Consider the following 14,782-nt stretch of genomic DNA (forward strand, 5'->3'; position numbering starts at 1 on the left):
CGAAAGATGTCCAACACTGTGGCAGTCGTCGGCACGCGCGGTTATCCAAGCTACTACGGCGGATTTGAAACCGCCGTCAGGAAAATCGCACCCTTTCTGGCCGGCAAAGGCTGGGCTGTCAACGTGTATTGCCGGCCCGGGTCCACCAAAGATGATGATGCCGCCCGCGACCGCCGTGTCAGGACCACCATCACTCCGGGTCTGGAAAGCAAATCACTGAGCACCCTGTCATTCGGACTCACCGCGGTTCTCCACTGCCTCCGGGAGAAGCCTGACGTCGCACTGGTCATGAACGTGGCGAACGGCTTCTGGCTGCCGCTGCTGAAACTCCGTGGCATACCAACCGTAGTGAACGTTGACGGAATCGAATGGGAACGTGCCAAGTGGAACGGGTTCGCAAAACTCGTTTTCAAGCTCGGAGCCCGTCTTACCGCCCGTTTCGGGACCATTCTGGTTAGCGATTCCGTCGAAATACAGCGGCGCTGGAAAGAGGACTTTGGCCGGGACTCAATGTTCATTCCGTACGGAGGTGACGTTTCGGTTCCTTTGGAAGTAGTTCCGGGTCTCGAACACGACTCGTACGTTCTCATGGTGGCCCGGTTCGTCCCCGAAAACACGGTGTCGCAGTTCTTTGAGGCAGTAGAGGACATAGCGGGCCAGCATCCAGTGGTCATTGTGGGTTCCAGCGGATACGGAGGTTCCCTCGACGAGGACGCGAAGGCGCTCAGCGCCCGGCATCCGAATGTTACGTGGCTCGGTCACCTCAGTGACGACAACAAGCTGCTGTCACTGTGGCAGCATGCCGGGGTCTACTTCCACGGGCACAGCGTCGGAGGCACTAATCCGGCCCTGGTGCAGGCCATGGCGTGTGGGGCACCGGTGGTGGCGCGGCGCACCGTATACAACAGCGAAGTACTTGATACCCCCGACCTCCTGGTGGAGCCGGATCCACCCGCTATCGGGCGGGCGCTTTGCCGCATGCTGTCGGACGGCGACCTCCGTTCGAAGGCGAGGCAGGCAAACAAGGAACGGGCCGCTTCCCACTACAACTGGAACGACGTTTGCGGGCAGTACGAACGGGCGCTCCTGGCGGCGATCGGTCCTGCCCGGAAGACGGCAGGCCTGCTCTCTGTTGGGCATGCCCAGTGATCATTCCGGACTTGGCTGCCGTGGTGGTCCACCACCGCAGCTACCGGACGCTGGGAACCACCCTCGCCGCACTGGTCTCCGGAGGTGTGCCCCCGGAGAAGCTCCTCGTGGTGGACAACAGCGAGGAACCTGACCGCCGGGCCGAGGTGGAGAGGCTCCTGCCTCCGGGCGCACACGCCGTCTACTGCGCGAATGCCGGCTACGGTGCGGCAGTCAACCGCGGAGCTTCCTGGCATGAAGAAAACACGCACGAATGGCAATACCTCCTGGTATCCACCCATGAGTCGAAGCCGGAGACGGACTGCCTCGCCCTCCTCCGTTCCGCCCTCGCCGAGGATCCCGGGACGGCAGTAGTTGGGCCGGTCCTGGTCACGGGCGACGACGGGATGACCACTTGGTCGCAAGGGGGACGCTTCACCAGAGTCCTGGGTTTGCCCCGCCACCGTGGGCATCTGACGGCACGGCCTGAACCGGCCGCGGATCCCCCAGAACCCGTGTCGTGGCTCGATGGCGCCTTCCTGATGTTCCGGCGCGGCATACTGACCCGTTTCCCCATTGATGAAACCTATTTCCTATATATGGAGGAAACAGACCATCATCAAACCCTCCAGCGCCACGGGTTGAAGGTGAAGGTGTGCCCACAGGCTTTGGCCTGGCAGCATTCAAACGGAGTCCCGCCGTTCTACCTGACCCGGAACATCCAAATCTTCCATGCCAAGAACGGGTCACGATTCCAGGCCCATGTGTCCGCGCCGTATCTTTTGGTGCGGTCTGCGGCCAGGGACCTTATCAAAAACCGGCACATGGGCTCGTTCCGTCCCCTGCTGTCCGGGCTTCGCGCCGGGCGGACGCTGGCTGCCACCGCCCTGGCCATGCAGCCGGAGGGCGTCATCATCGTAAACCCCCTGGGAGGCGCCCTGAGGCACTACACCAACGCGTTGCATCAGCACCTGGTGGATGCGGGAATTCCGGCGCAGGTCCTGTCCATTGAGGAACCCTCCCTATCCGGCAGGCATCGCCTCGCGTGGCTTCTGGAATACGTGGAGCTGCTGGGGCGGGCTGGCTGGCACGCACGGCGTCGCAGCGTTCCATCGCGGATTTTGGTTACCTGGCCCGTTTTGGGATTTTGGGACCTTCTCCTGGTCAAGGTGATGTGCGGGAGTTCCTCGTGGGTGGTCTATCACGACCCCAAGCCGCTGGTCAGGTCAACCGGAAGCGGCCGGGCGGTGTCCGCCCTCATGCGGAAGCTGAAAGGCCGGCCCGGAACGCTGGTGCACAGCGAAGAAGCTGCCGAAGCCATGCGTGGAAGGGGGCTCGGCGCATTGACGATCGTGCGCCACCCCGTACTTCCACCTTCAACGGAGCGGCCCCCAACCCATATTGGCGGGCAGGGCCTGGCGCACCGGCCCAGGATCCGCGTCCTGGGACAATTCAAGCGGGACCGGGATCTGAACCTCTTGGAATCGCTGGCCGAACACCTTGGAGCCACCTATGACTGCGAGATCATTGGCCGTGGATGGCCGGCAGTCAAGGGATGGATGGTGGATGCGCGGTTCGTCCCCGAAGACGAGCTGGACCAGCTGATTGCAGGCAGCACAGTCATCCTCATACCCTATAAGCGGTTCTTCCAGAGTGGGATTGCCATCCGGGCCCTTGAGCACGCCGTTCCGGTGGTGGGGCGCTCCGAGACGAGCCTGGGGGATCTCTTTGGGCCGGAGTCACGGCTATTGATCAGCGAACAGAGCGGCTCCGCGGGCGACGTGGACGCCTGGCTCAAGGCGATTGAATTCGCTGCCACCGACGGAGGGGCAGAAGCCGCCAGGGCTGCCGAATCCTTCCACCATGAGGCAGCACGCGATTGGGCCCGGCTGGCAGCTCCCCGGAATCCACGAATCTAGCCCCTATCGGCCACTGCCGAGGGCCCTACTCCCTGCCGACGAGGGTGCCTTCCAGTCGGTGGCGGGGACTAGGTAACGCCTCCCCGTTGCGGGGGGCAGCAATCATCGCCAACCCGACAAGAAGCCATGTCACGGGGAAGAACACAGCGTTGGAAAACAAGCTGCACACGAGCGTGAAGAGCAGGAGCTGGCCCGGGATGCTCCGCACCCGCATCAACGCAAGACCTATCAGGAAGACAATCAAGGGAACCGCGAAGAACGCGCCGTCCACCCACATGCCCAGGACCCAGTTGCTGGCCACGTTGTTTTGGGACTCACCTACAGTATCGATCTGGCCCCAGACCCCTACTCTTCCCGCGGCGCTAAGACCATGACCGTAGACGGGAATGGACCTGGCCAGCTCGAAAAGGGAGTCGTTCTGCCTGATCCGGGCCTGGCCGGAGATATCGTCCTCCTGGACCGTCCCCAGCATCGTGGACGCACGGGCTGTCACGTCCTCGTGCAATTGGGGAACGGCCGCCAGCGCCGCAATGGCGGCGACCGAGGCGACAACGACGGCGGCGCGCCGCCCCCGCCGTGGGCCAGTTGGGACAGTAACGGTCGATCCCCGAAACCTTTGGACTATCGACGCGACTGATGCGGCAGCCACACACACCAGGAGTGCGATCCACGAGGCCCGCGCCATAGCCAGGACAAAGACGATGATATTTGGCAGAAAGAATGCCACCTTTGCCGGCCGGGACATGGAGAGCCGCCAGCTCAGCAGCACCCCCACACCCGAGAACATTCCCAGCCAATCAGGTTCAGGGTAGATTCCCGTGGGGCGGCCGATGGAGCTGACGTGAAGGTGCCAGAGATCCATGGGGATGACCTGGAACACCTGGAGCACGCCCACGGCACTGCCGACGGTGGAGACCGCCAGCAGGCCCCACAGCATGGCTGCCATATCCCGTCGGTTCGATGTCAGTGCCACGAGCGCTGCCGACCCCGCGAGTCCCAGCAGCTGAAGGCCAAGGGTTGGGCTGTTAACCAGGTCGCCAGGGAGCGCAGTCGAAGCCAGCAGCAATGCGGCGGCCAGTAATGCCGCAAGGAGCTTGAAGGAGCCTCTGTTCCGCGCCCGGCCGGGCAGGAAGATCCAGGCGACGGCGACGAGCGTGAAGAGATGGACCTTGAATATCTGGACTGCAACGAGCCCTGCCGAAACGCCGAGAAGGAACGCAAGAATGTTCCGGCGGCCGGGATGCGTGAGGGCAGCCACCACGCCCAGCGCGACGGCAGCGAATCCCACTCCAAGGTAGAGAGCCTCAGTGAACAGCCCCATGAGTTCCAGCCTTTCCCTGACAGCCAAGGCGCAGCTGCGGCAAAGCGGGGGCCGCCCTGCAGGCATCTGCACTCTTACCGTAGAAGGGAGCCAGCGCAGGAACTAGGCTGTCAGGCCGGGCATGTGGCTATCCGCACCACGCTTTGTGGTGCCACATAGGAAAGGAACTACGCCGCGGTCCGGAAGAACAGCTCTGTGACCGCAGCCAGGCGCAGGGGATCCTCCACACCGCACAATTCGCGGGCGGAGTGCATGGACAGCAGCGGTACGCCTACGTCCACCGTCCGGATCCCCAGCCGGGTGGCGGTAAGCGGCCCGATGGTGGACCCGCACGGCATCGCGTTGTTGGAGACGAATTCCTGGTACGGCACACCCCTTTCGCCGCAGAGCCGCGCCCAGAACGCCGCGCCGAACGCGTCCGTGGCGTAGCGCTGGTTGGCGTTGATCTTCAGGAGCGGCCCGCCGTTAAGCACGGGGTGGTTGGCGGGGTCGTGCCGCTCGGGGTAGTTCGGGTGGACGGCGTGCCCGGCATCGGCAGAGAGGCAGAACGACGCCGCCAGGGCCTGCCGCCGCTGGCTCACCGTGGCGCCCAGGCCGTCAGAGATGCGCACCAGCACGTCCTCAAGGATGGGTCCGCACGCACCGGAGCGGGAGTTGGACCCGATTTCCTCGTGGTCGAAGGCGGCGAGCACCGCAATGGGGCCGCCGGTGGCCCCGGATCCGGCATGGGCGATCAGGGCCGCCAGCCCTGCGTGCGTGGCCGAAAGGTTGTCCAGCCGCCCCGATGCGAAGAACTCCCCCTTGCCCCCGAAAACCGCCGGTGCCTGCGTGTCCGCAATGACGACGTCGTACCCGCCAATCTGCCCCGGGTCGACGGACGTGCCGGCAACCGACGCCGCCAGCACGCCCAGCAGGTCTGAATCGGACGGATTTCCCAGCCCCCACACCGGGTTCATGTGGCGCTGCTTGTCAAGGGTGAGGCCCTCGTTCACGGCCCGGTCCAGGTGGATGGCCAGCTGTGGGAAGCGGAGCAGCGGGCCGGTGGCGGTGAGATGCTCCGTGCCGTCGAGCATGACCAGCCGGCCCGCGAGCCGCAGCTCGCGGTCCAGCCAGGAGTTCAGCAGGGGTCCACCGTAGATTTCCACCCCGGCCTGCAGCCAGCCGTGGGCGCCGGTGGTGGGCTTGGGCTTGAGCTTGAAGGACGGCGAGTCCGTGTGCGCACCCAGGATGTTGAACCCCGTGGCTGGTCCCGCACCTTCCGGGACCACCCACGCGATCAGCGCGCCGTCACGGATCACGAAGAACGATCCTGCGCCACCCTCCCACGGCTGCAGCTCATCCAGGCGGACGAACCCGGCTTCCTCCAGCCGCCGGCCGCCTTCATGGGCGGCGTGGAAGCTCGACGGCGACGCGCTGACATAGGCGCCAAGGTCCTGGATGTGGTCTGCGGCAGAGGAAGGCAAAGGCATGGTCCCGAGTCTAGCGCCGGGCCTACTCCGCCGGAGCCGGGGCAGCCTCGGCTGCTGCGGCCGGCTGTCCGGCGGCTGCTGCACCCTTCCGCCGGTAACGGAGCACGCCCACTGCCACCACGACGGCGGCCAACGCCAGCGACAGCAGCAGTGACTCCCGGGTGGACTCCACGATCACCATGCCGATGAGCAGGGCCACGATGCTGATGATGGCTGCCCAGGTGAGGTACGGGAACAGCCACATCTTCAGCTGCAGGTCCTTGGCGGCAGCACCCATCCGCCGGCGGAGGACCAGCTGCGAGGCCGAGATGACCAGCCATACGAACAGGGCAATCGCACCCGAGGTGTTGACCAGGAAGAGGAATACGGTGTCCGGGGCAATGTAGTTCAGGCCCACCGTGACGAAGCCGACCACCGTGGAGGCAAGTACGGCAGCAGCGGGAACTCCACGGCGGGAGATGCGGGTCCACGAACGCGGCGCGTCACCCCGGGTGGACAGTGAGAACAGCATGCGGCTGGCGGTGTAGAGGCCGGAGTTCAGGCAGGAGAGGACCGAGGTCAGCACTACGACGTCCATGATGGTTCCGGCGCCAGGAATGCCGAACAGTTCGATGACCGCCACGTACGGGCTCTTGGCCACGGAGGCGGAGTTCCACGGAAGAAGGGTGACAACCACGGCAATGGAGCCGATGTAGAAGACCAGGATGCGCCATACGGTGGATTTCACGGCCTTCTTCACGGCGTCCACCGGGTTTTCGGATTCGCCGGCTGCGATGGTGGCGATTTCGGCGCCGAAGAAGGAGAAGACCACAACGAGGATGCCGGCCAGGACGGCGCCCGGGCCGTTGGGCATGAACCCGCCGTTGTTGATCAGGTTGCTCAGACCGGGGGCAGGGACACCGGGAACGAGGCCCAGGATGGCTGCGGCACCGAAAAGCAGGAAGAGGACGATCGCCGCGACCTTGATGGAGGCGAACCAGAACTCGAACTCGCCGTAGGACTTCACCGAGCCGAGGTTGGTGAGCGTCAGCAGCACCATGAGGACAAGGGCCCAGACCCACTGGTCAATGCCCGGCACCCACCGGTGCATGATGGCCGCACCGGCGGTGGCCTCGATGCCCAGGACGATGATCCAGAACCAGGCATAGAGCCAGCCGATGCTGAACCCGGCCCAGCGGCCCAGCGCCTTGTCGGCATAGGTGGAGAAGGAGCCCGTTTCGGGGTTGGCAGCGGCCATCTCGCCCAGCATGCGCATCACCAGGATGACCACCAGCCCGGCGGCTGCATACGCGACGAGGATGCCCGGGCCGGCCTGCTGGATCGCGGCGCCCGAGCCGACGAAGAGTCCTGCACCAATGACGCCGGCGATGGCGATCATGGACAGGTGCCTGGGTTTCAGGGACTTTGAGAGTTGCTGGTCAGCATGCATGGAAGCGCCGTCCTGTTGGGAAATAGCAGAGGTTGAGCGACGTGCCTTGGTGGACCACCGGGGGACCGTGTGGTGCACCACATCGTCGTTTCACCCTAGGTCCGCCATTATGCGCCGTGCTTTGTGCAGTCCAACAGACCTGGTTGCGCCCAACAGGACGGGCCTCCAAGCAGAAGCCCTCATGGGCAAGGAAAGTTTTCTCCCAGGCACATTTGTAATGTGCCCGAAACCACGCGCACGCGTGCGGCGCACCGCGGAAGCTGGGGCTGGGCCTACACGTCGCGCCGTTTCAACAGGACCGCTGCAAGCAGGACAGGGACGACTACCCACCCGCCCAGAACCAGCCCGGCCTGCCATGCCTCCAGCGTATCCGGAACGTGTTGGGCAGCCGTCAGCGGCTCAACGGTGTTGCCGGGAAGGTACTTGCGGGCCTCCTTGAAGAAGTCCCCGGGAATGAGCTGGAATGCAATGGGTGCCACAAAGAAGATGCCCACCAGGCTCATGATGCCGCCGGCCGAATTACGGATCAGCGTACCGAGGGCCATGCCGATGGCGGCGACGGCTGCCACATAGATGCTGTTAACCAGGAGGAGCTTCAGCGACTGTGAGCTGCCCAGGTCCAGCTTGAGGCCGTAGTTGTCCAGGATGGGCACGGCTACCAGTCCCGCCACCCAGGTGGAGACAGCGGTGACCACGAACGATGTCACCATCACCACCACCAGCTTGGCAGCGAACGCGGGGAGGCGCCTGGGGACTGCCGCGAAGGTGGACCGCGCCATTCCGGTGGTAAATTCCGAACTCATCAGGAGCACGCCCAGGGACCCGAGGATCAGCTGGGCGAAGGCGATGCCCGACGTGGGCACGCTGACCGCAAGGTCGCCGCCTTGGGCCGCCATCCGTGCTGCCGCCTGCGGGTCCCGGGTAGCCGCATCCGCGAACTGTCCCGTCCCCCATGCTGACAGCGCGCCAAAGCCAACCATCACAACGGCGGTGGAAGCGAGCAGGATCAGTGTGGAGAGAAGGCTGCGGAATTTGATGACTTCCGAGTTGAGAACCCGCACAAAGGTGGGCCCGGGCAGGGACCGGCCGCCGGCGCTGCGGGAGATGCCTCCTGAGGGCGACGACGCCGGGTCGGGCACGGGCGTGGATTCGGTGGTCATGGAGCTCATTACTTGCTCACCTCCGCGGCAGGCAGGGAGTGATATTCGACGTCGTCCTTTGTCAGTTCCATGTATGCCTCCTCGAGGCTGGCAACGAGGGGCGTGAGTTCGTAGACCATGACCTGGTTTTCCAGTGCCGCCCCGGCGATGGCTTTGGGCTCGAGGCCCGTTACTTCGAGCAGTTCCCGTTCCCGGGCTTCAATGGACGCGCCCCGCGCGGCCAGCAGTTGGTAAAGCCGGTCCGGCTCATCAGTGCGGACGCGGACGCGTGACTGGCCCTTGCCGGTGATGATGTCGTGGATGGGGGCGTCGGCGATGACCCGGCCGCGTCCAATGACGATCAGGTGGTCGGCGGTCTGAGCCATCTCGCTCATCAGGTGGCTGGAGAGGAACACGGTGCGTCCCTGCCCGGCGAGGTAGCGAACCAGGTTCCGCACCCAGACCACGCCCTCCGGGTCCAGGCCGTTGACTGGCTCATCCAGGATGAGCGTCTGCGGGTCCCCCAGCAGGGCGGCGGCAATACCCAGCCGCTGGCCCATGCCCAGCGAGAACCCGCCGGCCTTCTTACGCGCCACCGCGTCGAGTCCGGTCATCTCGATCACCTCGTGCACCCGGGCCTTGGGGATGCTGTGGGTGGCGGCCATGGCCAGCAGGTGGTTGTAGGCGCTGCGGCTGGTGTGGACGGCTTTGGCGTCGAGGAGGGCACCCACCTCGCGCAGGGGTGCCTTGTGCCGGACGTACGGCAGGCCGTTTACCGTGACGGATCCCGACGTCGGCCGGTCCAGTCCCATGATCATGCGCATCGTGGTGGACTTCCCTGCTCCGTTCGGGCCCAGGAAGCCGGTGACTTGCCCTGCCCTGACGGTGAAGCTGACGCCGGCCACGGCGGTTTTGGCGCCGTAGACCTTGGTCAGCCCGTTTGCCTCGATCATGAAGAATCCTTTGGACGGCAGCGCGCGGCTGCGGACGGTTCGGTGGGAATGCACTCCCCACGCTACCGAGCCCCGCGCCGCTTTTCGCCCGTATCAGGGATGATTCAGGGGTGAATCAGGGTAATCCTCCCCTCCGCAGCCGCAGGTCAGCGGCGCGGGGAGTAGTACCTCAGCGCCTTCGGCCGGACTCTGTAGCTGACTCTCCGGACTCCGGCCAGGGCTTCTCCGTCCACCGCCAACGCCATGGGCGCGCCCCCGGCATCGATGCTTACCCCCGCGGCCTCCCGCAGGTGGGTAATCCTGGAGCTTGCCACCGTTCCCGTCAGCACCGACCAGAGCAGCCGCAGCCGGGCGAATGACTCATCGGCGGTAATCATTCGCACATCCAATACGCCGTCATCCATCACGGGCCTGATTAACGGCGCGTGGTCCCGGGGGTAGTACCGGCCCCGCCCCAGGTAGGCGATCCACAGTTTGTGCCGGACGCCGTCCACGGTCAGTGTGATGGGCGTGCCGGCGGCAAAGGTCCGTAACATCGCCACGACGCCGGCCAGCGGCTTGCCGAGCGCAGGCTGCAGGTGTTCGCGCCGCCGCACGAAGTTCGGGTACAGGCCCACGCTGGAGGTGTTCAGCATGACCATTTCGGAGACCTCCGGGCTTCCCGCCAGGCCCCGTTCCGCTGTCACCAATCCGATGTCCGCCAGGGCGGCTTCACCTTTGCTTGCCGCTTCCACTGCATCCTTCAGGCTCCCCGTTCCCGCGTCGCGGGCAAAATGGTTCAGGGTCCCGCCGGGCAGGACCAGCAGGGGAATGGAGCGGTCGACGGCGGCAGCGGCCGCCGCGCCGACGGTTCCGTCACCGCCCCATACCCCCAGTGCCCGGGTACCGGGAAAGTCAGCGGTGGCATTGATCCGCTGCACCAGGTCCTCTTCGGGCTGCACCGTGTTTATATGCGCCTTAGGAAATACTTCCTGCAGCGCGGCGGCGGTCTCCTCCTTGAAGGAGCCGCCCAGGGTGTTCACCACGATGCTGAGTCCCTCGCCGTCCGGCAGTGCTGGCGCGCTTGTCCACGCGCGCGTCGTCTGCGGGATGGGCGGACGGACAGGCCACCAGTGGCGCGTCACCAGGGCAGCCCCGGCACCCAGTGCCGAGCCGAAGAGGACATCAGAGGGCCAGTGTGCACCGGTGTGAACCCTCGAGTAGGCCACACCCAGCGCTGCCGGTGCCAGGGCGGCGCCCAGGGCCGGGCGGACCAGTCCGGCGCCGACTGCGAACGCCACGGCTGACGCTGAGTGCCCGGACGGCATGGAGGAACTCTTGGGCTGCGGATGCACAAAGCGGAAGACCGGCAGATGCTCGGGCAGCGGGCGTGTGCGGGGAAGCAGTGTCTTGAACACCACATTGGTGACGGCGGACGCCACGCCTTGGGCGATCAAGCCGTGCAGGGCCGCCCTTCGGGTCTTCCCCGGAAAGAGTGCAAGGACCGCCGCCGTTCCCATCCACAGCTTGCCTTGGTTGGCGGAGGCTGAAAGCCGGCGGAAGAAGACGTCATGGTTGCCTCCCGGCAGGCCGGAAACATGCCCAAGGAGGTATCTATCAAGGCGGCTGATCCAACTCCGGCCCCTGGGCCTTGTGTTTTGCATGTGATCACCCTAAACCCCAGCGCCTAGTCCCGCTCGGCGGTCTCCTGCCCAGCCGGCTCCTGCCTCACGCGCAGGGGCCTGGCAGCTCCGGCAAGGAGCAGTGCCAACAGGATGGGCGCCATGATCGCTATCAGTGCAGTGTGGATGCCGGTGAGGTCGCCAAGGTAGCCGAGCAGCGGCGGTCCGGCCAGGAATGATATATACCCCAAAGTGGATACGACCGAGACGCGGGCTGCGGAGTGCTTCGGGTCGTCGGATGCGGCGGACATGCCCATGGGGAAGGCCAGGGCGGCACCTACGCCCCAAAGGGCTGCACCAATGCCGGCCAGCCAGATATTGGATGCCAGCACAAAGAGGCCCAGCCCCGCGGCGGCTGCGGCCATGCTGGCCCGGAGCACCACCACCCGTCCGTATTTGTCGATGACGCGGCCCCCCAGGAACCGCATGGCGGTCATGGCCAGGACGAACAGGGCGAACATGAGGGCGCCGGTGGATTCGGAGGTGGCCAGTCCGTCCACGGACGCCTTGGCGATCCAGTCGTTGCCGGCCCCTTCGGTAAGGGTGGCGCCCAGGACCACCACGCCAATGAGCAGGGTCCTGGTATCCCGCCATGCGGATGGTCCCTTTTCGGGTTTCGGTTCCCCATCCACAGGGGCCGTGGAGATGTGGGGAAGGAAGTACCGCGGCACGGTCAGTGCCACCAGCACCACCACGGCTGCGATTACCAGCAGATGCAGTGGCAGGTCCACCCCGAGGGTCGACAGCCCCGCCCCCACGAGGGCCCCCACGAAAGCCCCACCACTGAAGGCCGCGTGGAATTGCGGCATCACGGTCCGCCGGAGCTTGTGCTCCACGTCGGCCCCTTCGATGTTTTGCGCCACGTCCCAGAGACCGATTCCGATGCCAAAGAAGAACAGTGACACCGCCGTCCCCGGAATGGACGTGCCCAGGAGGGACATGGCGATGCCCACGCCTGCCGCTGCCGCCAGCAAGCCGGCGAAGCGGACGGTGTTGGCCGTCCCTATCCTGCCCACCACCAGGCCGGCGGTGGGCAGCGCCAGCAATGAACCCACCGCCGTGCACAGCAGCAGGGTGCCCATTTGGCCGGAGGTGATGTGCAGCGTTTGGGTAACAGCAGGGATCCTGGCCGCCCAGCTGGCGAAGACGAGACCGTTGATGCCGAAAACCACGAAGGTTGCCGCAGCGGCCGCTTTCAGCCCAGCCTGCTGTTCCGTACCGGTGTTGGTGCTCATACGCTCACTACTTCCACTGGGTATTTTTCGAGTTCGGCACTGTCCTGCGCAGTGAATTTTCGGTCGGTGACGATGATGTCCACCCGGGCCAGGCCGGCCACCAACACCCTGGCGTGGGCCTGCCACTTTGCCGCCGAGGCGGCCACCACCACCCGTGCCGCTGATTCCAGGCCTGCCGTTTTGACGGCTGCATCTTCAAGGTCGTGGGCCAGCAGACCGTCCTTGAAGTCCACGGCGCAGGGCGTGAGCACGGCGGTGTCAAAGCGCAGGGACCTGATGTTGGACTCGGCCAGGGGTCCGCGGAAGCAGAGTTCGCCGGGCACCACGTTGCCGCCGGGCAGCAGCAGCGCAGGGCGTGAACCCTGGGCGCCGTCCCCTTCAGCTGCCGCATTGAGGGCCTGTAGGGACATGGGCATCAGCGTCAGTTCCCTGCCCGCCAGGGCCCGTGCCACCTCCGTGGCTGTGCTTCCACTGTCCAACCAGACATGTTCGCGTTCTGCCAGGAGGCCGGCGACGGCTTGCGCAATCCGCCTTTTGCCGTCCCGCTCCTCCAGCTCACGCTGTCCGTAACCGGGGTTCTGCCCCTGCCCGATCAAACTCCGGGCGCCGCCGTGGACCCTTCGAAGCACACCGTGGCCGGCGAGTACCTCCAGGTCGCGGCGGATGGTGGCACCCGAAGCGCCGCAGGCCTGCATCAGCTCCTCCACGCTCACCTCTGACTGCCGCCGGAGGATTTCGGCAATAGCCCGGTGCCGCTCATCCGTCTTCATGATCAAATGCTATCCACTTTTGATCATTTGATCACCAAATCTTCCTGGTGCACTTATCGGACGCGCTCAACCCGCTGCTCATCCCATACGGGTTCCGCGGACTCGTAAACTTTTCCGTCCGAGCCGAACACCAGGAACCGGTCGAACGTGCGCGCGAACCAGCGGTCGTGGGTGACCGCCAGGACGGTGCCTTCAAAGTGGTCGATGGCCCGTTCCAGCGCCTCTGCCGAGTGCAGGTCCAGGTTGTCCGTGGGCTCGTCCAGCAGGAGCAGGGTGGCACCGCTGAGCTGCAGGAGCAGGATCTGGAACCGGGCCTGCTGGCCACCGGACAGGGACTCGTACTTCTGCTCCGACTGCCCCGCCAGGCCGTAACCGTCCAGTGCACCGGCGGCTGCCTCCCGGCCCAACCCGGACCGGTGTTCGTCGCCGCGGTGCAGGATCTCCAGCAGCGTCTTGCCCAGGAGGTCGGGACGAACGTGGGTCTGGGCAAAGAATCCGGGCCGGATCCGCGCCCCGAGTTTCACGGTGCCTTCGTGCGGCACCTCCGCGATCTCCACATCGGATACGGGCAGGTGCTCGCGTTCGGGATCGGTGCCACCGGTGGCGAGGAGCCGGAGGAAGTGTGACTTACCGGAGCCGTTGGAGCCCAGCACGCCGACGCGGTCACCAAACCACACCTCGGTGGAAAACGGCTTCATCAGGCCGGTCAGCTCCAGCCGCTCCGCCACGATGGCGCGTTTGGCGGTCCGGCCGCCCTTGAGCCGCATCTGGACGTTCTGTTCGATGGGGAGTGCCTCGGGCGGCCCTGCTTCGAGGAACTTGGCCAGCCGGGTTTGGGCTGCGTGGTAGCGATTGGCCATGTCGGAGCGGAAGGCGGCCTTGTTCTTGTACATGTTGACGAGTTCCTTGAGCTTGATGTGCTCCTCGTCCCAGCGCTTGCGCAGCTCCTCGAAGCGCGCGTTCCGGTCCGCCCGCGCTTCCACATAGGAGCCGAAACCGCCGCCGTGGATCCACGCCGCGGCTCCGTTGATTCCAGGCTCCAGGGTGACGATGCGGCCGGCAGCGTTGTTCAGCAGTTCCCGGTCGTGGCTGATGAAGAAGACTGTCTTCTTCGACTCATTCAGCTTCTCCTCGAGCCAGCGCTTGCCCGGCACGTCCAGGTAGTTGTCCGGCTCATCCAAAAGCAGCAGGTCATCCGGGCCGGCAAACAGCGCCTCCAGCACAAGGCGCTTCTGCTCGCCTCCGGAAAGGCTCGACGCCGGGCGGTGCTGCGCGCGGTCAAAGGGGAGTCCCAGCGCGGCCATGCAGACCTCATCCCAGACCGTTTCGACGTCGTAGCCGCCGGCATCCCCCCAGTCCACGATCGCCTGGGCGTACCGCATCTGGGTGGGCTCGTCGTCGTGCTCCACCATGGCCAGCTCGGCCTCATCAACCTCGCGGGCAGCGGCCGCCAGGTCCGGGGGAGCGGCGGATACCAGGAGGTCCCGGACGGTGGAGCCGTCCCGGACCTGACCCACGAACTGGCGCATGATGCCCATGTTTCCGGAGCGCCCGATGACGCCCTCGTCCGGAACCAGGTCCCCGGCGATGATCCGAAACAGCGTTGTCTTGCCTGTTCCGTTGGGCCCGATCAGGGCGGTCTTGGTGCCGTCCGGAACCTTGAAGGTCACCCCATTCAGGAGCTGGGTGCCGTCGGAGAGGAAGTAGTCGATGCCGGAAACGTCAATATGGGCCACACCGTCAATCCTCCCACGGCCG

Annotated in this window: 11 protein-coding genes; 2 read left to right on the top strand and 9 right to left on the bottom strand. The window is 65.5% G+C overall.

What is annotated here, in order from left to right; translation table 11 throughout:
- Positions 1–6 precede the first annotated feature (6 nt).
- Positions 7–1,149, top strand: a complete 1,143-nt coding sequence (locus ACTAQI_RS16520; RefSeq protein ID WP_457947292.1) for a glycosyltransferase — start codon at positions 7–9, stop codon at positions 1,147–1,149.
- Complete coding sequence (locus ACTAQI_RS16525; RefSeq protein ID WP_457947293.1) at positions 1,146–3,047, top strand: glycosyltransferase; 1,902 nt, start codon at positions 1,146–1,148, stop codon at positions 3,045–3,047. The genes ACTAQI_RS16520 and ACTAQI_RS16525 overlap by 4 nt, the downstream gene beginning before the upstream one ends.
- Before the next feature lie 25 nt (positions 3,048–3,072).
- Here ACTAQI_RS16525 and ACTAQI_RS16530 read toward each other — a convergent pair whose 3' ends face one another.
- The 9 genes from ACTAQI_RS16530 to ACTAQI_RS16570 all read right to left on the bottom strand — a co-directional run bounded on the left by ACTAQI_RS16530 (position 3,073) and on the right by ACTAQI_RS16570 (position 14,760).
- Positions 3,073–4,368 (bottom strand): O-antigen ligase family protein, encoded by a 1,296-nt coding sequence (locus tag ACTAQI_RS16530; RefSeq protein WP_457947295.1) that lies wholly within the window; start codon positions 4,366–4,368, stop codon positions 3,073–3,075.
- Positions 4,369–4,535: 167 nt separating this feature from the next.
- A complete protein-coding gene (locus tag ACTAQI_RS16535) occupies positions 4,536–5,837 on the bottom strand; it encodes a M18 family aminopeptidase (protein ID WP_457947296.1) in 1,302 nt (433 codons plus the stop codon).
- A gap of 22 nt (positions 5,838–5,859) precedes the next feature.
- Positions 5,860–7,266 (bottom strand): amino acid permease, encoded by a 1,407-nt coding sequence (locus ACTAQI_RS16540; RefSeq protein WP_457947297.1) that lies wholly within the window; start codon positions 7,264–7,266, stop codon positions 5,860–5,862.
- A gap of 272 nt (positions 7,267–7,538) precedes the next feature.
- Entirely contained in the window at positions 7,539–8,435 is an 897-nt protein-coding gene (locus tag ACTAQI_RS16545; RefSeq protein ID WP_457947298.1) for an ABC transporter permease, read from the bottom strand.
- Positions 8,435–9,358 carry an ABC transporter ATP-binding protein gene (locus tag ACTAQI_RS16550; protein ID WP_457947299.1) on the bottom strand — a complete coding sequence of 308 codons (924 nt, stop codon included), beginning with the start codon at positions 9,356–9,358 and terminating at the stop codon, positions 8,435–8,437. The genes ACTAQI_RS16545 and ACTAQI_RS16550 overlap by 1 nt, the downstream gene beginning before the upstream one ends.
- A gap of 146 nt (positions 9,359–9,504) precedes the next feature.
- Positions 9,505–11,001 carry a phosphatase PAP2 family protein gene (locus tag ACTAQI_RS16555; RefSeq protein ID WP_457947301.1) on the bottom strand — a complete coding sequence of 499 codons (1,497 nt, stop codon included), beginning with the start codon at positions 10,999–11,001 and terminating at the stop codon, positions 9,505–9,507.
- A gap of 23 nt (positions 11,002–11,024) precedes the next feature.
- Positions 11,025–12,254, bottom strand: a complete 1,230-nt coding sequence (locus ACTAQI_RS16560) for an MFS transporter (protein ID WP_457947303.1) — start codon at positions 12,252–12,254, stop codon at positions 11,025–11,027.
- The gene (locus tag ACTAQI_RS16565; protein WP_457947305.1) at positions 12,251–13,024 is read right to left on the bottom strand and encodes a DeoR/GlpR family DNA-binding transcription regulator; all 774 of its coding nucleotides are present in this window, start codon (positions 13,022–13,024) and stop codon (positions 12,251–12,253) included. The genes ACTAQI_RS16560 and ACTAQI_RS16565 overlap by 4 nt, the downstream gene beginning before the upstream one ends.
- Positions 13,025–13,077: 53 nt before the next feature.
- A complete protein-coding gene (locus ACTAQI_RS16570) occupies positions 13,078–14,760 on the bottom strand; it encodes an ATP-binding cassette domain-containing protein (protein WP_457947307.1) in 1,683 nt (560 codons plus the stop codon).
- Positions 14,761–14,782 lie beyond the last annotated feature (22 nt).

It is taken from the genome of Pseudarthrobacter sp. alpha12b (genome assembly GCF_054130495.1).

What these genes read in the sequence shown, in the direction of transcription:
- ACTAQI_RS16560 (WP_457947303.1), bottom strand. Translation starts at nt 12,254, where the DNA reads ATGAGCACCAACACCGGTACGGAACAGCAGGCTGGGCTGAAAGCGGCC.
- ACTAQI_RS16555 (WP_457947301.1), bottom strand. Translation starts at nt 11,001, where the DNA reads ATGCAAAACACAAGGCCCAGGGGCCGGAGTTGGATCAGCCGCCTTGAT.
- ACTAQI_RS16530 (WP_457947295.1), bottom strand. Translation starts at nt 4,368, where the DNA reads ATGGGGCTGTTCACTGAGGCTCTCTACCTTGGAGTGGGATTCGCTGCC.
- ACTAQI_RS16550 (WP_457947299.1), bottom strand. Translation starts at nt 9,358, where the DNA reads ATGATCGAGGCAAACGGGCTGACCAAGGTCTACGGCGCCAAAACCGCC.
- ACTAQI_RS16535 (WP_457947296.1), bottom strand. Translation starts at nt 5,837, where the DNA reads ATGCCTTTGCCTTCCTCTGCCGCAGACCACATCCAGGACCTTGGCGCC.
- ACTAQI_RS16540 (WP_457947297.1), bottom strand. Translation starts at nt 7,266, where the DNA reads ATGCATGCTGACCAGCAACTCTCAAAGTCCCTGAAACCCAGGCACCTG.
- ACTAQI_RS16545 (WP_457947298.1), bottom strand. Translation starts at nt 8,435, where the DNA reads ATGAGCTCCATGACCACCGAATCCACGCCCGTGCCCGACCCGGCGTCG.
- ACTAQI_RS16520 (WP_457947292.1), top strand. Translation starts at nt 7, where the DNA reads ATGTCCAACACTGTGGCAGTCGTCGGCACGCGCGGTTATCCAAGCTAC.
- ACTAQI_RS16565 (WP_457947305.1), bottom strand. Translation starts at nt 13,024, where the DNA reads ATGAAGACGGATGAGCGGCACCGGGCTATTGCCGAAATCCTCCGGCGG.